This is a genomic window from Salinisphaera orenii subsp. orenii MK-B5 (genome assembly GCF_003788635.1).
In the GTDB taxonomy this organism is placed as follows: domain Bacteria; phylum Pseudomonadota; class Gammaproteobacteria; order Nevskiales; family Salinisphaeraceae; genus Salinisphaera; species Salinisphaera orenii.
Genome location: NZ_AYKH01000003.1, coordinates 53,015 through 75,452, shown reverse-complemented (window position 1 = coordinate 75,452; position 22,438 = coordinate 53,015). Strand labels below are relative to the sequence as shown.

Below are 22,438 nucleotides of genomic sequence, written 5' to 3'. Positions count from 1 at the left end.
GGAACCAGCGACGATTTTCGACAACGCCGGAGGACCGCGCCCCGATGCCCGCCGCCACCGACACGAGCCAGGACTTCCTGGCCCTGGCCGACGAATACAGCGCGCTGAAATTCGGCGAATTCACGCTCAAATCCGGCCGGGTCTCGCCGTATTTCTTCAACATGGGCGAGATCGCCTCGGGCGCCGGCATGAAGCGTCTGGCCGCCGGCTACGCCGCGGCACTCGCCGCCTCCGGCATCGCATACGACAGCCTGTTCGGTCCGGCCTACAAGGGCATCCCGCTGGTGGCCACGGTGGCCTGCGCCCTGGCCGATCATGGCCGCGACGTGCCCTTCACCTACAACCGCAAGGAAGCCAAGGACCACGGCGAAGGCGGTACGCTCGTCGGCGCGCCGCTGGGCAGACGCGTGGTGATCGTGGACGACGTGATCACCGCCGGCACGGCCGTGCGCGAGGCAATCGATCTGATCCGCGCCGCGGGTTCCGAGGTCGCCGGTGTGCTGATCGCCCTCGATCGCCGGGAGCGCGGCAGCGATGATCGCTCGCCGCTGGCCGCACTGGCCGAGGACGAAGGCATCCCCACCACGGCCGTCGCCACGCTGGATGACGTGATCATCTACGCCGAGCGGGCCGGGCTCGATATCGACACACGTCTCGCCGTCCAGGCCTATCGGGACGCCTACGGCGTACGCTGAGCCATGCCGCGGGCGGGCGCCGTCGGCGCCCGCCGCGACGCCACCTCGCCCGGTCCCGGCCTAGGCCGATGCGGGCGGCGGGGCCGCGGACGGCGCGCCCGAGTCGCCGATCAGCGTGCCCACGCCGGCATCGGTGAACAGCTCCAGCAGCACGGTCGTGAGCACAGTAGACCGCAAACAACTTATTTCATTAACAGCTGCAGTGCAGCTTTTGGACACACCGTCAGCAATTCCGCTCAATAGCCCCAATTCTCACGCGCCAATGGCGCCTTATTCAACTCATCCCGGCGCAGCCGCCAGTCCGGCATGAACTCATCCATCAGCCGGCGAAAGCGTTCGGTGTGGCGGCGTTCGAGCAAGTGCACCATCTCGTGTACGACGATGTATTCGAGACAAGGCGCGGGCTTACGGATCAATTCCAGATTCAGCCAGATTCGCCGTGCGGCGATATTGCAGGAACCCCAAAGGGTCTTCATGCGCTTGATGCGCCATTGCGCAACCGTGACGCCTACCACCGGCGCCCAGGACTCGATCAACGCCGGAACCTCTTCGCGTAATTTCCGCCGATACCAGCGATCCAGAATCCCGCGGCGGACCTCGGTATTCGTGCCGGGCGATACCCGCAGCTCGAGAATACGGTTTCCGACCAAACGAACCCGGGGCTGACCCACTCGCTCGATCACGTCGAGGAGATAGCGCCGACCGCGAAAATAGTGGCTTTCACCGGTCACCATCTCGCGCGCCGACTCACGTTCCTGTTCGGCAAACACGCGCTGCTGTCGGCGTATCCAGCTCAACCTGGACACAATGGCCAGTCGGACTGCCTCATCATCCAACCGTGTGGGGACCGCCACCCGCACACGACCATCCGGCGGATAGACCCCGACATGCAGATTCTTGATGGGCTTGCGGTCGATAGCCACCGCGATTCCGCTCACCTCGATGCAGCGATGCTCAGTACGCATGCTGTGCCTTCACCAGCTCCAGAACGGCATCCGCGTCATATCCGCCTTGTTCTCGAACCTGGCTCTGCAATATTGAACGGATGGCATTGCGTACTTCGCGCTCCTTGAACGGATTGCCGCGCCAGTCGGCTTTCTTCACCGAACGAATCTTCTCGTCGAGCCGCAAAGCCAGCGTACTGTCCTGCCCCAGATTGTCGTAAAGAGCCTGGCGCGCCGGGGTATCGATACCGGTGGGATAGGCACTCCGCTCCTCCGGCCTGGCTGCGCGGCGGGTTAACTCGACGATGCGGCGCAAGTATTCCTTATACTCCATTGCCTGTTTGCGGCGCTCTTCGATCAGAGCGTCCAGCAGATCGGACATCTTCTCGTAATACTTCGGGTTGACCGCCATTTCGTCGATGATCAGCCGTCGCACGTTATTTTCGATCGTCTCGGCCATCGCGTCCTGATCGCCCGCCATGGAGGACGGCAGGCTCTCCACCGCGTCCTCACCTCGCTCGAGCACCAGTTCCACCAGCGTCATGTCGTCGAACGCGGACAGCTTCTCTGTCTCGTCGGCACGTATATAAGAATCCAGCAGATGTCGCATGGCCGGCTCGTAGAGCTTCATGTCGACGTAATCGCCGCTGGCCAGCTTCACCTCTTCGCGTACGCGCTCGTAATGTTCGACTTCGCCCTTGATCCGGGCCGCCTCTTCGACGGTGTAACCGGCCTGCTGCATTTCGTTGGCCAGGTCGGCATAGGCGCGCAGAAAGGCGCCGACGTGTTTATACAGCGCCACACGCTTGGGTTCGTTGTCTTGCTGCAATTGGGGCGCGTCGCTCGGCCCCACGAAATAGCGACGATAGGCGGGGCTATCCCGGGGCGGCTCGACCGGCTCGCAGAGCGCCTTGACCGCCTCGCGAGTCTCCTCGAGGCGCTCCCGCGCCTTGGTCAGACGATTTTCCAGCAGCCCTTCTACATCTTCGGCATCGAAGGCATCAAAAGCGCCGCCCGTATAGTCCTGGATGGACTGCTCCAGCGATTTGAACAGGTCCTTGTAGTCGACGATGTAACCGACTTCCTTATCCTCGGTATGCAGACGATTGACGCGACAAATGGCTTGGAACAGCCCGTGATCGCGCATCTGTTTGTCGATATAGAGATAAGTCGCCGGCGGCGCATCGAAGCCGGTCAAGAGCTTGTCCACCACGATCAGCAGCTTCATCTGGCCCGGCTCGTCGATGAAGCGCTTCTTCACTTCCTTTTCGAAGGTTTCCACCTTATGCACGGCCGTGTCTTCCGGCTCGTCGAAGTGCTCGGCCAGCATGCGACGATAGATTTCATACTGGTGCAGTTTTTCCGTTTCGCTCTCGCCCGTGGCTTCGCCCTTGATATCCGCGGTGGACGGCACGTAAGAGGTCACGATGGCGCACTTGCCCTTCAGCTCGGTGGCCTGAAACATCTCGAACAGCCGGCAGGCCGAATAGATGCTGCCGGCGACCAACATGGCGTTGCCGTGGCCGCTCATCAGCCGATCGCGGGTGGCCATGTCCCAGAGGATGTCGGAGACGATCTTTTCCAACCGGTCCCGGGAGCTCAGTACTTTCTGCAACGTGCCCCAGCGCTTTTTGAGCTGGGCGCGGGCATAGTCGTTCAAGCCCCGGGTCTTCAGTTCGAACCACTGATCGATCTTCTCTTGCGAGATGATGTGCTGGTCGATATCCCGCGCTTCGTAGCGTAGATCCAGTACCACGCCGTCGTGCACCGCTTCGTCGTACTTGTAGGTGTGAATATACGGACCGAAGATCTCGATGCTCTTGCGCTTGTCCTGCTTGAGCAGCGGCGTGCCCGTGAAGCCGATCAGCATGGCCTCTGGCAGCAGGGCTTTCATTGCCTCGTGCAGCTTGCCGGACTGGGTGCGATGGCATTCATCCACGAACACGAAGAGGTTGCCCTTGGCCCGAAAGCCTTTCGGCAGGTGGCTCTCCATATCCTGGATGAAGGCATCGACATCGCCTTCTTCAGAAGCCCCGAACTTGTGCATCAACGAAGCAATCAGCCACTCTTCGTTGGTGTTGAGCACCTGGATCAGGTCCGCGCCGCTTCGGGTGCGGTAAATCTGCTCATCCACGCCTTTGAAGACTTTCTCGATCTGCTCGTCCAACTCGGTGCGATCCGTGATGACCAGCACGCGTGCATCGGTCACGTGTTCGCGGATCCACTTGGCGAGCCACACCATGGTCAGCGATTTACCGCTGCCCTGGGTATGCCAGATGACGCCGCCCTGGCGCCGACGCACATGATCCTGAGCCGCGCGCACGCCAAAGTATTGATTGTGCCGACACGTCTTCTTGGTTCCGGCGTCGAAGACCATGAAGTCGTGGACGATTTCCAGCAGCCGCTCCTTGCGGCAAAGCTGGAACAACCCCCGCTCCAATGGGTTCTCGATCTCGGCGGGCTCCTTCCATTCCAGCCAATATTTTTCCGGCGTGTCGATCACGCCATAGCGCAGCCCCTCGGTGGAATTGCCGGCCATGAGTAGCTGCACCGTGGCGAAGAACGGCCGAATGAACTCGCGCTTCTGATTATCCAGGCTCTGGCGAATACCCTCGGCAAGCGCAACGGTGGAGCGCTTGAGCTCCAGCACGCCCAAAGCAATACCGTTCACGTAGAACACCACGTCCGGCCGTTTGGTATTCGCCCCCGCGACCGTAACCTCCTCGGCCACTGCGAAATTGTTGTTTTCCGGATTGTTCCAGTCGATCAGCCAGACGGTGATCGTCTGTTCCTCCACGGAGGGCCGCACATGCACCCCGTAACGCAGCTTCTCGTAGACGGCCCGGTTGGCATCGTAGAGCGTCTTGCTTCCGGAGATCGCCGCCGCCTGATCCAGCTCGCGCAACGCGCGGTTGATGACACGCTCCTCGTGGCCCTGGCGTCCGAGCCAATAGCGTAGCTGCGCCTCCTCGACATTGCGGTTGCCGTCACGAGCCTTCCAGTTGCCCAAATAGTCGTAACCCAGCTCCTCCTCACAGAACCGCAGCACCTGTTGCTGAGTGACCATCTCACGTTGGCCCACACGGGCCGCGTCCGGATTAGAAGTTGCTCCGGTCATTAATCCCCCTCAGCCATTACATGAGTCTATGGCCACTATCGCCGAGACTATTTATTACGAGTACAATCTATAGAAACAATTGCCGCAATGGTTATTCCATGGCTGTCAAAACAACCCCGCGAACCACGCTCCGCAAGTTGCCCAACAAGCAAGCCATCCGTCGTGCGGTAGCCAGCTCAACCGCTATTGAGACCGGAAAAAGCATTCAGGCCACCGAGCGCAAGCTCCGGGCCCGGTCTGGTAAACACCGCCGCGTCTCTCTCGCCGAATAAGGCTACGTTAACGGACTTGGGCCGATAGAGCCTGCCGCACGTACGAGCGCATCGGCTCATAATTGCAAAGTACACCTTGCTGAATTGCGGCGAAGTAACCCTCTCGATTGGCTTTCCAACCGCTGTAATCCATAGGATTTCGGCCCGCTTGCACCGCCATCACATCGGCCAATAGACGCGAAAGTCGCCCGTTGCCCTCGCGGAACGGGTGAACTAGGATGAACTCCACGTGGGTAACGGCGATTGCCTCAACCAGCTCTTTATCGTCCAGCTCATTACAAGGGGTGTATCGGCTTAGGCATTCCCCTTCGAATTCGTCGAGTAGACGACTGATCTGCGTAGCAACCGCAAAGTGAAAATCGCCTTTGCTGAGATTGACGCTGCGTTCCTGGCCCGCCCAATCATAGACATTACCCAGCCATCGGCGATGCCAAGTTTTCAGATCAATTACGCACAATTTCCGATCCGGAAATTCGCTGCCTAGAACAGACTCGTAAAGGTCTTCCAGCAACTGCGACTCAAGATCTTCCATGTCATCCGGATGGATGATTCCAAGCTTGTTGGCCAGTACCTTACTATCCGAGCCGGGCTGGAACTGGCCCTCGATACCACTTGCCTGATAGCGGTCTCCCATTAGGTTTTCAGCCGATATGATCTAATCGCCGTAGCGGAAGATGATCGAATTCATCGATCAGCCTCCCGCTTCGAGTTCGTTTCGTACAGTCTTTCCGTGATGGCGCCACGAAATATTTCCTCGTTCAGAAACTGGAGCAAGTGCTTCGCCTCACGTTTATCGGACGGAAAAACAATCTTCTCGTCTTCAACTACCACCTCGACTTCGAAGCTAACCGAATGATTGTAAATTTGCTCCGCTGTATAATTATCGAGAATCTCGGAATCTCTCAACATCGCAAATCGCTTTCGAAACCACTGGTTAGAGTTTTCGGCCAGCGCATCTGTATCTTCGACTACAAGTAGATCGTGATCAAGGATCTCCCGAATCTCTTGCTCAGATGCCTCCTGATAAAATTCCGCAAGCGGAAGAAATGTATTGGTAACGCGAAAATTTTGGAAAACAAGAGCTTGATCTGCCTGCCTATAGATGCAGGCCAACTTCTTGTCCAATGTCAAACCGGGCGACTCGGCAGTGACATATGTATTGTTCTGAGAAAACAGAAAGCACCCGGGATGGATCACATGCGAGCGATTGAAGTTCTGGAACAGCAGTAACTCCTCGCCCTCATTGGTGCAGACGAAAGCCACGACGCCCTTGATTAAATCTAGCCGATCATCATTCCGCGTTAGAGAGTCTAGGCTATCCAAGGCCAGTCTGTTTTCGTTGGCAATACAATCCGGCAACTCGTAGTTGTCGATACAAAAACGCTCATGAGCCTCGGGCTGATAACCGGGGTTGAACTCAATCTCTTCTGCGTCCGCTATGAACGCGCGGTACTGTTCTGTCCACTGCTCGGCCAAGCGGTTTTGTAGATCTTGGTGCAGTGGAATACGCAGGAGTCGCGTCTGTTGCCGCTCAACAGCGATGGCCGCGAGCTGAAAGTCGTGGAGCATCCTAATCCCCCGTATGAAAATAGATATTGTGCGCCAACCTGACTGTCTCGATCTCGGTATTGGGTCGACGCAACTCGGCCCTACTTATCAACAGATGGGTTACACCGTCCTGATTTCGGACCGCATAGAAGTGATAACGCAACAGACCCATAACCGGGTTGAAATGGAACGCGCCCGCATGAGAAACGACTAGAAAAATAACGCCTAGTACATAGGCGCCCGTCAGCCATTGCCCGTTAAAGGTCATATTGTCGGCGGAAACAAATGGCAGCAGATAGGCTAGTAGGAACGCCAGCATTTCCCGGTCATTGCGCTCAAAAGCCTGAATACAGTAGCGCTGCTTCTGGATGTTCTCAGCCGCATAGCGGAGCATCGCCCAGCATAGAAATATCAACAGCAGGGCAACGACAAGCCATGCACCCCAATTTGTCCACGCCACACCCCTTGACCATTGGTTTACGGCTACCGCGCCCAGGACTGGCGACAAAGACGTGGATACCAGAAGGAACCTTGCGAGGGTGTTCAGCATGCTGGAGCGTCGCACTTATCCGCCAAGAAATGGAAGCGATGCGGCTTTACAATAAATTGGACCCTGGCGTCGATATCTATTCCCCCTTTTCCCACGCTAATAACGACGGCTTAATTTAAGCCGTTTCAGGCGCCACCAATCGTACCCGCCCGGTCAGCAACTGCTGCATCATGCCTTGCTTTACGCGGTGAGCTTTGTCGCGACGATTCTTTAGCGCCTCGATGTTGTCGTCCATATTAGATAAGACATTAGCAATAGCGGCTTGCTCTTCTCCACTTGGCAGCGAAACCTCAACTAGCTTCAGTGATTCGCTATTGAGCGTATAGCCTTTGACCGCTTGCTTGCCGTAAAGAGAAAAATCAGTTCTGTTCAATGCGTAATAGAGAAATTGCGCATCAACTCGCAGATTGGTAAAGCTGCATATTGCTTCGTTAGTGAACAAGTTGCAGCCAGAAAAACACAATCGTCCGATAGAAAGCTTAAAGCTCATCAGCAAGGTTCCCTTTGGGATCGGCGTCATACCTACGGCTGCGAGATCCGTGATCTTTTCTTTCGAATCACTTACGACCTTGCCTTGGAGGTCAGCAATGGATAGCCAAACATGACCACGCCCCCAAAATGCGCGGTTATTTCGACGTGGCGTTCTCCCCATCGCGATAGTTGAAATTTCACCCAACCGCTTCGTCTCCCAATTACCAGAAAACCCTGGCAGGCGGGTCTGGCCGGTGAGGAGTTGTTGCATGGCGGCCTGTTTGATGGCGCGCTTTTTGGCGATCAGGCGGTCAAGGGATTCGATTAGCGCGTCGGCATCCGACAGAGCGGTGGCGATGGCGCGTTGTTCGGCGATACGAGGGACAGGGACCAGCGTTCGATTGGCCCCCGAGATCGTATAGGTATCTACCGTGGTGCCTGTAGATGAATCGGCAACCTGATTGCGTATAAACTGCGTTTCGAATAACTGCTTTAGGTAGTCGGAGTCGAAGGATTGACGAGATTTTAGCCATATGATGCTCGCGTCCTTAAAATAAAATTTGCGATCATCTGGGACAACGTAAATCTTTCCTATAGTTCCAATGCCAGTAATCAGCGCATCACCGGGCTTAGGAACTCCGTACTTTTTTGCATAAGTGTAGTAAAGCTCCTCACTGATATAGAGCTCGTTGTCTACGCTTCCTTTACCTGCAAGCACTGCCACTTCACGGGTTCTATAGAACGGCACCCCATAGCGACGCCAGTCGCTTCGAAATACTCGCTTGCTAGACCCAATCTCATAAAATTCGCCCAAATGGCCGATTCCCCAATCCTCTGGAATCAGCCCCACTTCAGTCCGCTTATACCCCGGCGGTACTCCATCGAGCGTCAACTCCAAAGGCGCGACCCGGTAGGCCGACGCCACATCGCGCACAGCGTGCTGTTCAAGTGCCGCGTTGCGTTCAGACATCGGCGCGTATCCCCATCTTCTCCAGATGCCCTGCTACACGAGCGGTCAATTCTTCGACCTCCCGCTCGATGGCTGGCAACGGTTCGGCGTAGCGTTCTTCCAGCTCGCGCACACGACCCGCGAGCTGGTTGGTGATGCGTTCGACTTCCGATTCGACGGCGGCGCGGATATCGGCCAGCCATTTATCGTCCACTGCGAGCTTCTTGATCTCGTCTTCAGTTAATTCGCCGTAGCGGGCCAGCACGGCCTGGTCGAGTTCGGTCTGGGCGTCCTTGACGGTCTTCTTGGCGCTGGCTTCGGCGTCCATCAACTTCTTGCACCGCTTGAGCGCGGCGATTTCGTCGTCGGCTTCCGGTTCGCTCTTGAGGATCCTGAGGCGCTTGGGGATTTCGCTCTTGGTGACGTTGCCTTTGTCGTTCTTGACCTCGCTGAGCAGGTCTTCTTCGCCGTCCTGTGCCTCGATGAACTCTTCCAGCTCGCGGGTGGCCGTCTCGTGCTCGGCCTGTAGCGTTTCGAGCCGAGCCTGCTCGTCGGCGAAGTAGCGGGCGATGACCAGCTCGGGCGGGATCAGATCCAGCTTGTACTTCTTCGCCTTCTTGCCGCTGCCAATGGTCAGGTCCGGCTCCTCATTGATCTTGCGTTCCTTGTTTTCGATCACGCCGCGGGGCCGAGCTGCTTGCTGCCAGCCTTCGGCGGCAATGAGATAGACGTCGTCGGCCATGACCTCGGCCCAGTAATCCATCAATCGCTGGTAGATGGTATAGCGGTCCAGCAAAGGCACGTCGGCGAAACGCTGGAGCAGGTCTTCGGACAAAGCCTGGATTACGTCTCTCGGCTTGTTGCCCTGTTCCAGTGCGACCAAGGACGGACGATGGGCCGTCTGCCATGCCTCGATGACCCGGCTTACGGTGTCCGCAAAGGCTACGAACGCAGGATGTTCCAGCACGGTCGGTTTAACCTGCGCGGTTTCGACTCTGGCCTCCAGATAATCGGGCCGGCCGTTACCCCGGAACAGCGCATCGCGCAGGCCGGGCAATACCAACCAGTAAGCATCGAGCGCGTCCACGTCGCGCTTTGGGATGCCGCCGTTCAGATGGGCGTACAGATCATGCTGATCTTCCGGCTCGCTGGCGTCGATATAGCGCGGAATATTGAGATTGAACGCGTTGGCCTCGCTGGCGATCTCGGCCAATGGCACCCGGCGGGAGTAGCCAGGTATCTCACGTTGGTTGTTGAACACGTCCACGATCTTGTGGATATCGCGCGATCGCAGGCGATTCTTGTTGCCGTCCTTCATGTATCCGCGGCTGGCGTCGCACATGAAGATGCCGTCGCGAGAGCCGGCCTGTGCCTTGTCGATGACCAGAATACAGGCCGGGATACCAGTACCGTAGAACAGGTTCGGTGGCAGACCGATAACGCCCTTGATGAGCCCGCGCTGGACGAGATTGCGGCGGATATCGGCTTCCTTGTGGCCGCGAAACAGTACGCCGTGCGGGAGGATGATCGCACCCTTGCCGGTCGATTTGAGCGACTTGATCAGGTGCAGCAGGAAAGCATAGTCGCCATTCTTGGCCGGCGGGATGCCGTATTCGAAACGGTCGAACTCGTCGTTGGCCGCGTCCAGACCGTTGGTCCAGGATTTCGCGGAGAACGGCGGATTGGCGACGGCGAAGTCGAAGCTCTTGAGGCTGCCGTCCCGGTTCTTGAAATATGGCCGGGAGAGCGTGTTATCCCGCCAGAGCTCGGCCGTCGGATAGTCGTGCAGGATCATGTTCATCTTGGCCAGTGACCAGGTGGCGTTGTCGTTTTCTTGGCCGTAAATGCTGACGCCTTGCGGCGCCTCGTAGGCGGCGCGCAGAAGCAGGGATCCGGAGCCACAGGTCAGGTCATACAGGGTCTGATCCTGGCGTGTTTCCGGGCCGATCCCCACCACTTGGGCCATGATGCGCGAGACCTCGGCCGGGGTATAGAACTGCCCCTTGCTCTTGCCGGATTCGGTGGCGAAGTGGCGCATCAGGTATTCGTAGGCATCGCCCAGCAAGTCATCGCCATCGGCGCGATTGGCGCCCAGATCGAGCTGGTCGAAAATGCCGACCAGCTTGGATAGGCGGTCCTGCATGTCCTTGCCGGAGCCGAGCTTGGTCTCGTCGTTGAAATCGGCCTGGTCGATGACACCCTTTAGCTGGTTCGCTTCAGCGAGCCGGCCGATGATCTTGTTGATCTTGTCGCCGATCTCCTTGTCGCCTTTCAGCGCGACCATGTCGGCGAAGCTGCCGCCCTCCGGCACCTCGATCAACGAATCCTTCTTGTCGCTGACGTACTTCATGAACAGCAGCGTCAGCACATAGTCCTTGTACTGCGAGGCGTCCATGCCGCCGCGCAGCTCGTCGCAGGACTGCCAGAGCGAGCTGTAGAGCTGGGATTTCTTCAGTGCCATTGATTACCGTGCGTTCAGTTCTGATTTTGGTCTGTCGTCAACCGACAGGATTCCGTTTTGTGCATGCTTTTTCCGAGCACTACGACCGTGCGCGCAGACATCGACACGAACGATAGACGGGCACGTCATGGCACAAACCGAGTTGATGAGGCTAATAGGCGATCTCGGTTTCAACGGCCAGAGCCCCGTGACATGGTTTATCGAACAAGTCCTTCGAACGAGCACGTCTGCTTAAGTCGTAGTCCGCGTTTCAGGGGCCTCGCGCTCCTTTACGGCCAATCGCAGGCCCAGGGCATCGAATATCTTGATCAGCGTCGCCAGGTTCGGGTTGCCCTGGTCCGATAGGGCGCGATAGAGCGACTCACGCGACAAACCGGTCTCGCGCGCCAGATCGCTCATACCTCGCGACCGCGCGATATCGCCCAACGCCTGAGAAAGCAGGCGGCCGTCGTTGTATTCGAGGACCATGTCGAGATACATCGCCATGTCGGCTGACGTGTCGAGATGCCGGGACGGGTCGAATGGAACGGTCTCAGTAATCATCGGTTTCACCCAGATTTGCAGCGAACCGCCGCGCTTTCGCGATATCGGCCTGCTGTTTCGCTTTGCTGGCCTTGTCACCACCGCATAGCAGGATCACCAGTTCGCCATGGCGCTTGGTGTAGTACACCCGGTAAGCCTGACCTTCGCGAATCTTCAATTCGCTGATGCCGCCTTTGAGATCGCGGTGTTCACCCGGATTGCCATTGGCCAACCGGAGGATACGGATATCAATGCGCAGTTGGGCTCGTTTGTCTTTCAGGCCATCAAGCCAGTCGGCAAACTCGGCTGTCTGCTTGATATCCACCAATCAACTGTAGCTTTAAAGCTACGATATCACAACCAATCGGAACAGCGCGCTCAACAGGCACTATCCTGACCTAAATGATGTATACATCTCATCTGGAGGCGACATGCAATATTGCCCGGTGCGTTGTCGCTTCTGGAAGCAACCAGTCGGGCCAGGGTTTCGCGCTGATGCGCGAGTCACATTTCTTGCTTGCCCAAGGTAACCGAAAGAAAGGCACCCGACACAGCGCCGGTTACGCCGGTTCACTCCGACGCGCAGTGCCGACGGGATGCGGCCAGAACTCGGGCCGCTTTGGCGGCCCTCAAACAGGCTGGCCGCACCGGCGCAATGCGCCGGACACCCGTCGTCACTACGCATCTCCGTCACCGCGTAAACGGGACTTGAATACAAACGCAATGCACAACCCGCCCGGCTAGTCCGGCTAAGTGTCGTGCATAATCGGGCGCCTGAACACCCAAACATCTCATCATTAAGATTAAGCGTGATAAACCGGCAAAATCGCCCATTGCTCGGCAAACCGGAATCACAGACTCACCAGATCCCGCAATTCGGCATCGGACAGGTCGGTGATCCACTGTTCGCCGCTAGCCACGGTGAGATCGGCCAGTTCTTTTTTCGACTGGATCATGGCGTCGATCTTTTCTTCGAAGGTGTTTTCGGTGATCAGGCGGTGGACGGTGACGTTGCGGTTTTGTCCGATGCGATAGGCGCGATCGGTGGCCTGGGCCTCGACCGCCGGATTCCACCACAGGTCGTAGTGGATGACCTGGCTGGCGGCGGTGAGGTTCAGGCCGGTGCCGCCAGCCTTGAGCGAGACGATCAGGGCGCGCGGGCCGCCCTCGCCCTGGAAGGAATCCACCATATGGTCGCGCTGCTTGCGGGTGAGGCCGCCATGCAGGAACGGGGCATCGATGCCGAGCTCGTCGCGCAGGGCCGTGGCGAGCAGTTCGCCCATGGTGGTGTACTGGGTGAAGATCAGGGCTTTTTCATCCGCGGCATCGATCTCGCGCATGATGCCGGCGAAAGCGGCGAGCTTGCCGGACGCTTCGATATCCGCGGTGTCGCGGCCGGCGAACTGGGCCGGGCTGTTGCAGATCTGCTTCAAGGCATTGAGCAGTTTGAAGATGATGCCGCGCCGCTCGACGCCCTCGTCGGTGTCGGCCAGCTCCTCCATGATGGTGTCCACGCTGTTCTGGTACAGCGAGGCCTGTTCGGCAGTCAGCGTGCAATAGCGGTTGGCCTCGATCTTGTCCGGCAGGTCGGCGATGATCGAACGGTCGGTCTTGAGCCGGCGCAGGATGAAGGGCGCGGTGATGGCGCGGAATTTGTCCAGCGCGGCCTGGTCGCGGTCGCGCTCGATCGGCTGCGCGAAAGCTTCGGTGAAGCGCTTCTGGCTGCGCAGGTATTTCGGGTTGATGAAATCGAACACCGACCAGTATTCGCGCAGCCGATTTTCCACCGGCGTGCCGGACAGCGCGATCTTGATGTCGGCCTTGAGGCGCTTGACCGCCTTACTCTGGGCCGCCGCCGGATTCTTGATGTTCTGGGCTTCGTCGATGGCGACCAGCGTCCAGCGCGGTTTGGCCAGCGTCCTGGCATCCGAACGCGCCAGGCCGTAGCTGGTCAGCACCACGTCGTGCTCGCCCTGTTCCAGTTGCCGGCCCGGCCCGTGATAGACGTGGACGGCCAGATCCGGCGCGAAGCGCTCGATTTCGTGGCGCCAGTTGGTCAACAGAGGCGTGGGCACGACAATCAGCGCACCCTGATCCAGCCGCTGGGTGGCCTTCAGATGCGCCAGCAGCGCGATCACTTGCAACGTCTTGCCCAGGCCCATGTCGTCGGCCAGCAGCGAACCGAAGCCCAGCCGGGCGTTTTCGGCCAGCCATTCGAAACCGCGCTGTTGATAGGGCCGCAGCCGGGCGTTGAGTGTGGCTGGCACTGACGGCGGCGATTGCGGGGCAATGAGTTGGTCGAACAACGCCCGGGCGTCTTCGTCCGGCGCCACTTCGGCACCGTCGAGCTCGCCGGACAGGCCGGCCTGCAGCAACTCGGCGCGCGACAGTTCTTCCGGCGGCGTATCCAGTTTGTCGAGCAACTGGCGGGCCTCGCCCTCGTCGATCATCACGTACTGATCCATGATCCGCACCAGGCCGGAGGCATCGGCCATCAGCCGACGGAATTCATCGACCGAGACGCGTCGGTCACCGATCGCCACCTGCCAATCGAACGCCAGCAGTTGATCCAGATTGAGATAGCTCACCGCGGTTTCGCCGCTATCCGAGCTCGACAGTGACAGACTCGCCTGGGGCCGAGCCAGGTTGCGTAGCGCCTTGGGCAGAATCACGCCGATGCCCAGCATGCGCAACGCCGGCAAGACCTCGCGAAAGATGGGCGTGAAGGCATCCAGACTGTAAACCAGCGACTCGTCGGCGGCGCCCGGCTCGTCTCCGGCCGCGTACAGGGTCTCGACGTCCGGGAAATAATCCGCCAGCACCGCCAGATCGGCCAGCACATCGGCCTTGGCCGCACCGCCCGCCGTTTCGGCCAGCCAGTTCGCAATCGGCTGGAAGCCGTCGTCGCGCTCGACGGTCAGGGTCACGGCCAGCGCCGCCTCATCGACCTCGTCGACCATCAGATGCAGCCGGTGTGCGCGCTCGCCCAACGTCAGGCGGCGCAGCCAGTGGGCGATGAGCTGCGGCGTCCGGCGCGTTTCGAAGGACTCGAAGCGCACCGGCTGGCCACTGAAAAACACCCGCTTGATCGCATCGTCGGCGCGGGATTCGGCCGTGCTCTCGAAACCAGCGCGAACGAAGAAACCGAACAATGTGCTCAATGCGGCCGCGATCTGCGTCGGCGCATCGGCGTAGGCGTGAGCAACTCCCCGCACGCGCTTGGTTTCGAGTTGCACGAAATCCGGCGGGCAAAGCGCACACAAGCGCTCGAACAGATCGTCGACCGGGTCGGACAGCCGCGCGGGGTGCCACTGCATCATCGTCGCGCCCCGGCTGTCGCCCCAGACGACGGGCACGAATGCGCCCTGTTCGATTAATTTGAGCGCAAAACGCAGCAACATGCGCCATAGCGCCACGCGATGATTGAGCCGGCCCTCACGCTCGGCGGGCAGCGCGTGCAGGCCAGCCAGAAAGTTTTCGAAGGGGTCCGGCGCGCGTTTTCTGTGGGTGGCCTTGAAGAGCCGCCGGTTATCGCCGCGCATCTCGATCAAACCGCTGGCGTTGTCGATGATCGCGGTCAGGCCTGTGATTCGCTCGACCTCGAACCATGGCGTATCGGCTTCCCGATCGAAGGCACGGCCCGCCCGGCGCGCGCGTTTGTAATGGGTCGCCAGGATCTGGCGGAAATCCTTGGCATGGAATAACGGCTTGGCCGAGAGGATCGTGAAAATCCGCGACTCGAGCGCCGGGATTCGGGACAGATCGATCTCGGCGAAGGCGTCGGCCGATGGCGGCTCGAAATTATCCACGACCGGCGCTTGGGCCCAGTCGTCCGAAAATACCGGCAATGTCGTCAACGCTTCGGGGGCCAACCCGGTTTGCGTCTGCAGCGCCTTGGCCAGATCCAGACCGTGCAGGGCGAATACGACGAACGGGTCTTTGTCGATTTCACTGGCAATCAGATAGACCACCGCCGCAATATGTTTGCAGGGCAGCGCGTCGTCGGGGCAGGAACAGTGTGCCGTCAGATCCCGCCAGGACCGCGGGAACAGCCGAACGCCCCTGGCTTCGACGCGAGTGAGTACATGCGCCGGCAACTGGCGGTTGAGCAGACGCGAGAGCAGTACCGGGTCGGCTTGCACCGCCTCCAGAACCCCCTGTCGCTCAGTTTTGGAAAACGCCGGCAGCGCGATGCGAACCTGATACGGCGTGGGTCGTGTACCCAGTACGCGCGCGGTGGCCGCACCACCCGCGATATCGACCGCGCGTACCGAGCCATTGTTCGCGTAGCGCCGGCCGCGCGGCAGCCGGTTGGCTTCGTCGATGCCATCGAAAGCGGTCAGCCATTGCCGGCCCCACCAAGTGCGCCCGAAATCCGAAGCCATGGCCGGTCAGCCCACGCCCCGCGCCAACCGCATCCGCGCAGCCCATTGGCGCTGCCGGGTGGTCATGCCCGTCGTTCGAGGCGGATGGCCGAGTCGTCGCCGAGATGGATGAACAGCCGGCCTTCGGCCGTGTCAGTACCGGTCAGCATCAGCCAGCCGCGACCGTTGACGACATCGCCTTCATCCATCCCGTCCCAGGAAAAATCCACGCGCCGCTTGTCTTCGCCATAACGCGCATCGAGCGCTGCCGTCATGGCGCCGAATGCAAATTCGCCGCTATCGCCGTCGAACCGAAAATAGCCGGGCTGGACGAGATCTACGAAATCCTCGTCCCACTCCTGCATCCAGACGATGCGCCACCGGCCGTCAAATCCGGCCATAGGATTACCTCCGAGAACACCAAACCTACAATCTTGTGGGAGCCTAGACCGCCGGATCGTCGTCGCCGGGCACGGCATCGGCCTCGCGCCGGATCAGCGTGCCCACGCCGGCATCGGTGAACAGCTCCAGCAGGACGGCGTTCTCGACACGACCGTCCACGATATGGGCCGCCTTCACGCCCGAGGCCACCGCGTCCAGCGCACACTCGATCTTGGGCAGCATGCCGCCATGGATCACCTCGGACTCGATCAGTTCCCGTACCTGATCCGGCGACAGCCCGGTCAGCAGGTGGCCCTCGCCGTCGAGCACGCCGGGCGTGTTGGTCAGAAGCATGAGCTTTTCGGCTTCCAGCACCGACGCGATCTTGCCGGCGACCAGATCGGCGTTGATGTTGTAGCTGCGCCCGTCCGCGCCCACGCCGATCGGCGCGATCACCGGGATGAAGTCGTCCGCCTCGAGGCGACGCACGATATGCGGGTCGATATGCGAAACCTCGCCGACGAAACCGAGATCGGTATCGTCGTCGACGAGTGCGAGCTTGCGGGCGTGAATCAGCCCGCCGTCCTTGCCGGTCAACCCGACCGCGCGACCGCCGTGCTGGTTGATCAGGTTGACGATCTCCTTGTTGACCAGCCCGCCGAGGACCATTTCGACCACGTCCATGGTCTCCTCGTCGGTCACCCGCATGCCCTTGATGAACTGGGTCTGCTTGCCGACCCGCTCGAGCAGCTTGCCGATCTGCGGGCCGCCGCCGTGCACCACCACCGGGTTGAAGCCGACCAGCTTCATCAGCGCGATATCGCGCGCGAAGCCGGACTTGAGCTCGGGGTCGGTCATGGCGTTGCCGCCGTACTTGATCACCACCGTCTTGCCGGCGAAGCGGCGGATGTAGGGCAGCGCCTCGCCGAGCACGCGGGCGACGCGCGCGGCCTGTTCGGGATCGAGCGACATGCGTTTCTGTTCCTCGAGTGGGGTCATCAGCGGGTTCCGGTGGAGCCGAAGCCGCCGACGCCGCGTTCGCTGTCGTCGAATGCCTCGACCACCTCCAGCTCGGCGGCGACCACCGGCACCAGCACGAACTGGGCGATGCGCTCGCCCGGCTCGACGGTGAAAGCCTGCGTGCCGCGGTTCCAGGCCGAGACCATGAGCGGGCCCTGATAGTCGGAATCGATTAGCCCGACCAGGTTGCCGAGCACGATGCCGTGCTTATGCCCGAGCCCGGAGCGCGGCAGGATCATGCCGGCGAGATTCGGATCGGCGATATAAATGGACAGCCCGGTGGGCAGCAGTTCGCAGTCGCCCGGCGCGAGCGTGATCGGCGCGTCGACCATGGCGCGCAAGTCGATACCGGCGGAGCCGGCGGTCGCGCGCTGCGGCATGTCGAACTGGCTGCCGAGGCGCGAATCGAGCACCTTGACCTGAAGTTTGGGCATCGCGATGTCCTTAATTCTAGCGTTCGGATGTTGCGTCGATGGGCCGTACGCCCTCGGCGACCAGCGCGACGAGTTGCTCGGCCAAGGCGGCCTTGCTCGCCTGGGCCAGCGACCGCTCGCCTCCGTCCCAGACCACGAACAGCGCGTTGTCTTCGCGGCCGAAGGCGTGTTCGGGCCCGACCACGTTGCCGGCGATCATCGACAGACCCTTGCGCTCGCGCTTGGCACGGGTGCTGGCTTCCATGTCGGTGGTTTCGGCGGCAAAGCCGAGCGTGAACACCCGCGGATGGTCGCGCGCGACGTCAGCGATGATGTCACGCGTGCGCGTGAGCGCCAGCTGGCTGTCGCCGTCGGCTTTCTTGATCTTGTCGGCGGCGGTCGTGGCCGGGCGGTAGTCGGCCACCGCGGCCGCGCCGATGAAGATGTCGGCCTGCCCGATCACCTCCATGACCGCCGCGTGCATGTCGGCCGCCGACTGCACGTCGATCCGCTCGACCCCGGGCGGCGCTTCGAGCGTGGTCGGCCCGGAAACGAGCGTGACCCGTGCACCCGCGCCGGCACAGGCCGCGGCCAGCGCGTAGCCCATGCGCCCGGAGGAGTGATTGGTAATGAAACGCACCGGGTCGAGCGCTTCGCGCGTGGGCCCGGCGGTGATCACGACCTGGCGCCCGGCGAGCACGCCGTCGGCCGGCACGTCCTCGAAATAGGCCACGACCGCATCGCGGATCGCCTCCGGCTCGACCATGCGCCCGGCGCCGGTCTCGCGCTCGGCGAGTTCGCCCTCGGCCGGCCCGACGAAGCGCACGCCGCGCGCGCCCAGCGTCTCGACGTTGGCGCGCGTGGCGGGGTGGGCCCACATGACATGATTCATCGCCGGCGCGGCCAGCACGTCGGCATGGCTTGCCAGGCACAGCGTGGCCAGCAGGTCGTCCGCGCGGCCCGCCGCCAGGCGCGCGAGCGTGTCGGCGGTGGCCGGCGCGATCACGATCAGATCCGCCCAGCGCGCCAGCTCGATATGGCCCATGGCCAGCTCGGCGGCTTCGTCCCACAGGCTGTCGCGCACGGGGTGGCCCGACAGCGCGGCGAGCGTCATCGGCGTGATGAAGCGCCTGGCGGCGTCGGTCATCACGACCTGCACGTTCGCGCCCGCCTCTACCAGCCGTCGCGTGAGCACGGCGGCCTTGTAGGCGGCGATGCTGCCGGTCACGCCCAGTACGATGTTGCGGTTGGCCAGTGCCTCCATGACGTCATTGTAGCGTCTGCGCACGACAGCCCGCGCGCAGGCTGCCGATAACGACGACACCGCCCTTACCGAGTGTCGTCATGCGAATCTCCGACTGGCCCGCTTCCGAACGTCCGCGCGAGAAACTGCTGGAACGCGGCGCCGACGCCCTGTCCGACGCCGAGCTGCTGGCGATCTTCCTGCGCACCGGGGTCGCCGGCCAGAGCGCGGTCGATCTGGCCCGGCATCTGCTGGTCGACTACGGCAGCCTCTCCGCCCTGCTGGGCGCCGACCGCGAGACCTTCTGCGCCGCGCGCGGGCTCGGGCTGGCCAAGTTCGTGCAGCTCCAGGCCGTGCTCGAAATGGCCCGCCGGCATGCGGGCGAATCGTTTATCGCCAGCGATGCGTTAAGCGATCCGCAAGCCACGCGCCGCTATCTTGCGCTCAAACTCTCCGACGTCCCGCACGAAGTCTTCGCCTGCGTGTTTCTCGACAACCGCAACCGCGTGCTCGCCTTCGAGGAACTGTTCCGCGGCACCATCGACGGCGCCGCCGTCTACCCGCGCGAGGTGGTCAAGGCCGCCCTGCGCCACAACGCCGCCAGCGTGATCCTGGCGCACAACCATCCCTCCGGCGTCGCCGAACCCAGCCGCGCGGACCGCGACATCACCCGCCGGCTGGTCGACGCACTGGCGCTGGTCGACATCCGCGTGCTCGATCACATCGTCCTCGGCCGCCAGACGAACGTGTCGCTCGCCGAACGCGGACTGATGTAATATGCACCTTTATTATAAGAAATAATTAATACGTTATTAACGTTTTATTGACAAGTTTCACGCGGCTCACTATATTCATGGCCAGTCGGAACTCCCCCTATCCGATTGATAAGACTGGAGAACATCATGAAAAGAGTCGCGATTGTCCTTAGTGCCGGCCTGCTTCCGTTCGCCGCCTTCGCGGCGCCGAGCGGCGCCGGTCATGCCCCGGATTACAGCTATGTTCAGGGTGATTACATCCCGACCGGCAACCTGCACGGCACCGGCAACGACTACAACGGCTTCGGTCTGGAAGGCTCCGCCGCGATCACGCCGAACGTGTTCCTGAACGGTCGCTACGACCGGCTGGACGTCGACAACAGCGATACCGACGTCAACCGCGGCCGTCTCGGCGTCGGCGCGAACGGTTTCTACGACTACGGCGGCGCCGACGGCACCGGCATCGGCTACTACGGCACCGTCTCCTACGAGCGTCTGGAACTGCGCGACATTGGCGGCTCGGCGGACGCCACCGGCACCGGCTACGGCATCGACGCCGGCCTGCGCTGGATGGTCGACCCGGCGGTCGAGATCAATCCGAGCGTCGGCTGGGCCGACTACGGCAGCATCTCGGGCGACGGCGTCGACCTGGGCGATGCCGAGGGCTTTCGCTACGGCGTGCGCACCCTGGGTCACCTGAGCGACAGCGTCGCGGTCTCGGCCGAGTACCGCCGGACCAACTACGACTTGGGCGGCCCGGATCTGGACTTCGACAACGAGGTTCGCGTCGGCGCGCGCTACACCTTCTAGACCGTCCCGGCACAGGCGGTCGCGCGGGTGCGCGGCCGCGGTCCCGCACCCCGCTCCGGCGGGGTGTTTTCGTTGGCGTGCAGGAAACCGGCCGCGCCTCTGCGTACCGGCGACATCGACGGTTGTGTCGGCTGTCGTTTGATGGTTAAATACGCGGCTCGCTGACGCGGCAGCGCGCGACCCAGGAGTAGTAATGTCCCAGATTTGTCAGGTCACCGGCAAGAAGCCGGTCACCGGTTACAACGTATCGCACGCCCATAACAAGACGAAGCGCCGCTTCGTGCCCAACCTGCACCGGCACCGCTTCTGGGTGGAATCCGAGAAGCGCTTCGTGCGGCTTCGGGTGTCTGCCAAGGGCTTGCGGATCATCGATCGTCAAGGTATCGACAACGTGCTCGCCGACATGCGCAAGCGCGGGGAGAAAGTCTGATGCGCGAAAAGGTACGCATGGTCTCGACCGCGGATACCGGGTTCTTCTACACCACGTACAAGAACAAGCGGAACACGCCCGACAAGCTCGAGATGAAGAAATACGATCCTAAGGCGCGCAAGCACGTGGTCTTCAAGGAAGCGAAGATCAAGTAAAGCGACGCCAGCTCGGATTGCGAAAGCCGGCCCCGGGCCGGCTTTTTTGTGGGCGCGATCCGCGTGCGCCCCTGATCCGATCGCATCGCGCCCCGCTCGTGAGCATCCCGCGGAACCGCGGCTCTCCGTAGAAACACGTTTTGACCGGTGACCGAGCGGCCACTAGCCTGCGGCTCGCAAATCGCTTTCAAACCGATAACTTACGGGATTTCCAATGAACAAGACCGTGCTCGCCGTCAGCGCCGCCGTACTCCCCTTCGCCGCGACCGCCGCTCCCAACGATCAGCCCGGCGCCCCCGGCTATACCTATATCCAGGGCGACTACATCATCGACGGCGAGACCGGCGGCGTGGATGCCGACTACGACGGCTACGGCCTCGAGGGGTCGCTGACGATCACACGGCACGTCTTCATCAACGCCCGCTACGACTGGGTGGACACCGACAACCGCTCCCTGGACGGCAATCGCGGCAGCGTCGGCGTCGGCGTCAACGACTTCTTCGACTACGGCGGTGCCGACGGCACCGGCCTCGGCTACTACGGCCAGGTCTCCTACGAACGGCTCGCGCTGGAGGACGTCACCGGCACCGGTGAGGGCGACGCCAACGCGAACGGCTACGGCGCGGACGCCGGCCTGCGCTGGCGCGTGCACCCGCGCCTGGAGATCAACCCGCACATCGGCTGGGTCGACTACGGCGACGTCGACGACGACATCGATCTCGGCGACGCCGACGGGATGCGCTACGGCGTACGCGCCATCGGCCGGGTCAGCGACAACTTCGCCGTCACCGCCGCCTATGAGAGCAGCGACGTGGAGACAAGCCGCCGCGATATCGGCTTCGACGACGAGTTCCGCGTCGGCGCGCGCCTGAACTTCTAGGCCACCACGGAAAGACCGGCGGCAGGACGCCCCGCCACGGCGGAGCGTCCTGTTCCGACCCGCCTCAACCCTCATCCTTCAGCTTCCCGGGACCGGCTCGTGGCCGCTCTCGGTGGTGCCATCGATGCGCCGCCGCTCCGTGACGGACGACCGGCTGGACGCGAGCCACCGGGCACCCCACCCGACCAAGACCATCTCGACCGCCTCGCGCCAATCGCGACGCGCAGCAATGACACCCGGCAGGATTCGCCCTATTCCTAGCCAGACGGGCCTATACCCGTACCAGAAGTTCGACACCCGCGACGGGAATGCGGCCGGCCTCAACGTCGATGCCGCTTGGCACGTCGTCGATCAGGCCCATGTCCTCGGCCGCGGCGATTGCTCCGATCTCGACGATGGCACCGACTACACCGCCTGCACGCTCAGGCTCGGCCTGCGCGGATCACTCGGCGATACC

20 protein-coding genes are annotated in these 22,438 nt (G+C 61.4%); 6 read left to right on the top strand and 14 right to left on the bottom strand.

The window, feature by feature from the left end; translation table 11 throughout:
* Positions 1-44 precede the first annotated feature (44 nt).
* On the top strand, positions 45-695 hold the full coding sequence (gene pyrE, locus SAOR_RS02835; RefSeq protein ID WP_123630128.1) for an orotate phosphoribosyltransferase: 651 nt from the start codon (positions 45-47) through the stop codon (positions 693-695).
* A 236-nt stretch (positions 696-931) separates the two neighbouring features.
* On the opposite strand, the gene SAOR_RS02830 is transcribed toward pyrE, so the two are convergent.
* The 14 genes from SAOR_RS02830 to coaBC all read right to left on the bottom strand — a co-directional run bounded on the left by SAOR_RS02830 (position 932) and on the right by coaBC (position 18,972).
* Positions 932-1,660 (bottom strand): M48 family metallopeptidase, encoded by a 729-nt coding sequence (locus SAOR_RS02830; protein WP_123630127.1) that lies wholly within the window; start codon positions 1,658-1,660, stop codon positions 932-934.
* Positions 1,650-4,757, bottom strand: a complete 3,108-nt coding sequence (locus SAOR_RS02825) for a type I restriction endonuclease subunit R (RefSeq protein WP_123630126.1) — start codon at positions 4,755-4,757, stop codon at positions 1,650-1,652. The genes SAOR_RS02830 and SAOR_RS02825 overlap by 11 nt, the downstream gene beginning before the upstream one ends.
* A gap of 279 nt (positions 4,758-5,036) precedes the next feature.
* Positions 5,037-5,663: a Fic/DOC family protein gene (locus SAOR_RS02820; RefSeq protein ID WP_123630125.1), complete on the bottom strand. Its 627-nt coding sequence runs from the start codon at positions 5,661-5,663 to the stop codon at positions 5,037-5,039.
* A gap of 50 nt (positions 5,664-5,713) precedes the next feature.
* Positions 5,714-6,598 (bottom strand): Kiwa anti-phage protein KwaB-like domain-containing protein, encoded by an 885-nt coding sequence (locus SAOR_RS02815; RefSeq protein WP_123630124.1) that lies wholly within the window; start codon positions 6,596-6,598, stop codon positions 5,714-5,716.
* A gap of 1 nt (position 6,599) precedes the next feature.
* Positions 6,600-7,127, bottom strand: a complete 528-nt coding sequence (locus tag SAOR_RS02810) for a hypothetical protein (RefSeq protein ID WP_123630123.1) — start codon at positions 7,125-7,127, stop codon at positions 6,600-6,602.
* A 115-nt stretch (positions 7,128-7,242) separates the two neighbouring features.
* Positions 7,243-8,568: a restriction endonuclease subunit S gene (locus tag SAOR_RS02805; RefSeq protein ID WP_123630122.1), complete on the bottom strand. Its 1,326-nt coding sequence runs from the start codon at positions 8,566-8,568 to the stop codon at positions 7,243-7,245.
* Positions 8,561-11,008: a type I restriction-modification system subunit M gene (locus tag SAOR_RS02800; protein ID WP_123630121.1), complete on the bottom strand. Its 2,448-nt coding sequence runs from the start codon at positions 11,006-11,008 to the stop codon at positions 8,561-8,563. Before SAOR_RS02800 ends, SAOR_RS02805 begins: the two co-directional genes overlap by 8 nt.
* A gap of 231 nt (positions 11,009-11,239) precedes the next feature.
* A complete protein-coding gene (locus SAOR_RS02795; protein WP_123630120.1) occupies positions 11,240-11,551 on the bottom strand; it encodes an addiction module antidote protein in 312 nt (103 codons plus the stop codon).
* On the bottom strand, positions 11,541-11,858 hold the full coding sequence (locus SAOR_RS02790; RefSeq protein WP_221179854.1) for a type II toxin-antitoxin system RelE/ParE family toxin: 318 nt from the start codon (positions 11,856-11,858) through the stop codon (positions 11,541-11,543). Before SAOR_RS02790 ends, SAOR_RS02795 begins: the two co-directional genes overlap by 11 nt.
* 523 nt (positions 11,859-12,381) lie before the next feature.
* Complete coding sequence (locus SAOR_RS02785) at positions 12,382-15,915, bottom strand: DEAD/DEAH box helicase (protein WP_123630118.1); 3,534 nt, start codon at positions 15,913-15,915, stop codon at positions 12,382-12,384.
* 62 nt (positions 15,916-15,977) lie between these two features.
* Complete coding sequence (locus tag SAOR_RS02780) at positions 15,978-16,295, bottom strand: hypothetical protein (protein WP_123630117.1); 318 nt, start codon at positions 16,293-16,295, stop codon at positions 15,978-15,980.
* A 43-nt stretch (positions 16,296-16,338) separates the two neighbouring features.
* A complete protein-coding gene (gene argB, locus SAOR_RS02775) occupies positions 16,339-17,247 on the bottom strand; it encodes an acetylglutamate kinase (RefSeq protein WP_123630172.1) in 909 nt (302 codons plus the stop codon).
* 26 nt (positions 17,248-17,273) lie between these two features.
* Positions 17,274-17,744: a dUTP diphosphatase gene (gene dut / locus SAOR_RS02770; protein WP_425472090.1), complete on the bottom strand. Its 471-nt coding sequence runs from the start codon at positions 17,742-17,744 to the stop codon at positions 17,274-17,276.
* Position 17,745: 1 nt separating this feature from the next.
* The gene (gene coaBC, locus SAOR_RS02765; protein WP_123630115.1) at positions 17,746-18,972 is read right to left on the bottom strand and encodes a bifunctional phosphopantothenoylcysteine decarboxylase/phosphopantothenate--cysteine ligase CoaBC; all 1,227 of its coding nucleotides are present in this window, start codon (positions 18,970-18,972) and stop codon (positions 17,746-17,748) included.
* Between the two features lie 80 nt (positions 18,973-19,052).
* On the opposite strand from coaBC, the gene radC reads away from it, so the two are divergent.
* The 5 genes from radC (at position 19,053) to SAOR_RS02740 (ending at position 21,981) form a co-directional block, all read left to right on the top strand.
* On the top strand, positions 19,053-19,727 hold the full coding sequence (gene radC, locus SAOR_RS02760) for a RadC family protein (protein ID WP_123630114.1): 675 nt from the start codon (positions 19,053-19,055) through the stop codon (positions 19,725-19,727).
* A 126-nt stretch (positions 19,728-19,853) separates the two neighbouring features.
* Positions 19,854-20,516 carry an outer membrane beta-barrel protein gene (locus SAOR_RS02755; protein WP_123630113.1) on the top strand — a complete coding sequence of 221 codons (663 nt, stop codon included), beginning with the start codon at positions 19,854-19,856 and terminating at the stop codon, positions 20,514-20,516.
* Positions 20,517-20,709: 193 nt separating this feature from the next.
* Entirely contained in the window at positions 20,710-20,946 is a 237-nt protein-coding gene (gene rpmB, locus SAOR_RS02750; RefSeq protein WP_123591871.1) for a 50S ribosomal protein L28, read from the top strand.
* Positions 20,946-21,101, top strand: coding sequence for a 50S ribosomal protein L33 (gene rpmG, locus SAOR_RS02745; protein WP_006912359.1), 156 nt, complete (start codon positions 20,946-20,948; stop codon positions 21,099-21,101). Before rpmB ends, rpmG begins: the two co-directional genes overlap by 1 nt.
* A 214-nt stretch (positions 21,102-21,315) precedes the next feature.
* Entirely contained in the window at positions 21,316-21,981 is a 666-nt protein-coding gene (locus SAOR_RS02740; RefSeq protein ID WP_123630112.1) for an outer membrane beta-barrel protein, read from the top strand.
* The last annotated feature ends 457 nt before the right edge of the window (positions 21,982-22,438 follow it).

Excerpts from the sequence above, each read along its gene's own strand:
- SAOR_RS02755 (WP_123630113.1), top strand. The coding sequence starts at position 19,854 with ATGAAAAGAGTCGCGATTGTCCTTAGTGCCGGCCTGCTTCCGTTCGCC.
- SAOR_RS02800 (WP_123630121.1), bottom strand. The coding sequence starts at position 11,008 with ATGGCACTGAAGAAATCCCAGCTCTACAGCTCGCTCTGGCAGTCCTGC.
- radC (WP_123630114.1), top strand. The coding sequence starts at position 19,053 with ATGCGAATCTCCGACTGGCCCGCTTCCGAACGTCCGCGCGAGAAACTG.
- rpmB (WP_123591871.1), top strand. The coding sequence starts at position 20,710 with ATGTCCCAGATTTGTCAGGTCACCGGCAAGAAGCCGGTCACCGGTTAC.
- argB (WP_123630172.1), bottom strand. The coding sequence starts at position 17,247 with ATGTCGCTCGATCCCGAACAGGCCGCGCGCGTCGCCCGCGTGCTCGGC.
- SAOR_RS02740 (WP_123630112.1), top strand. The coding sequence starts at position 21,316 with ATGAACAAGACCGTGCTCGCCGTCAGCGCCGCCGTACTCCCCTTCGCC.
- SAOR_RS02805 (WP_123630122.1), bottom strand. The coding sequence starts at position 8,568 with ATGTCTGAACGCAACGCGGCACTTGAACAGCACGCTGTGCGCGATGTG.
- SAOR_RS02830 (WP_123630127.1), bottom strand. The coding sequence starts at position 1,660 with ATGCGTACTGAGCATCGCTGCATCGAGGTGAGCGGAATCGCGGTGGCT.
- rpmG (WP_006912359.1), top strand. The coding sequence starts at position 20,946 with ATGCGCGAAAAGGTACGCATGGTCTCGACCGCGGATACCGGGTTCTTC.
- coaBC (WP_123630115.1), bottom strand. The coding sequence starts at position 18,972 with ATGGAGGCACTGGCCAACCGCAACATCGTACTGGGCGTGACCGGCAGC.
- SAOR_RS02825 (WP_123630126.1), bottom strand. The coding sequence starts at position 4,757 with ATGACCGGAGCAACTTCTAATCCGGACGCGGCCCGTGTGGGCCAACGT.
- SAOR_RS02820 (WP_123630125.1), bottom strand. The coding sequence starts at position 5,663 with ATGGGAGACCGCTATCAGGCAAGTGGTATCGAGGGCCAGTTCCAGCCC.
- SAOR_RS02785 (WP_123630118.1), bottom strand. The coding sequence starts at position 15,915 with ATGGCTTCGGATTTCGGGCGCACTTGGTGGGGCCGGCAATGGCTGACC.
- SAOR_RS02810 (WP_123630123.1), bottom strand. The coding sequence starts at position 7,127 with ATGCTGAACACCCTCGCAAGGTTCCTTCTGGTATCCACGTCTTTGTCG.
- pyrE (WP_123630128.1), top strand. The coding sequence starts at position 45 with ATGCCCGCCGCCACCGACACGAGCCAGGACTTCCTGGCCCTGGCCGAC.
- SAOR_RS02780 (WP_123630117.1), bottom strand. The coding sequence starts at position 16,295 with ATGGCCGGATTTGACGGCCGGTGGCGCATCGTCTGGATGCAGGAGTGG.
- SAOR_RS02795 (WP_123630120.1), bottom strand. The coding sequence starts at position 11,551 with ATGATTACTGAGACCGTTCCATTCGACCCGTCCCGGCATCTCGACACG.
- SAOR_RS02815 (WP_123630124.1), bottom strand. The coding sequence starts at position 6,598 with ATGCTCCACGACTTTCAGCTCGCGGCCATCGCTGTTGAGCGGCAACAG.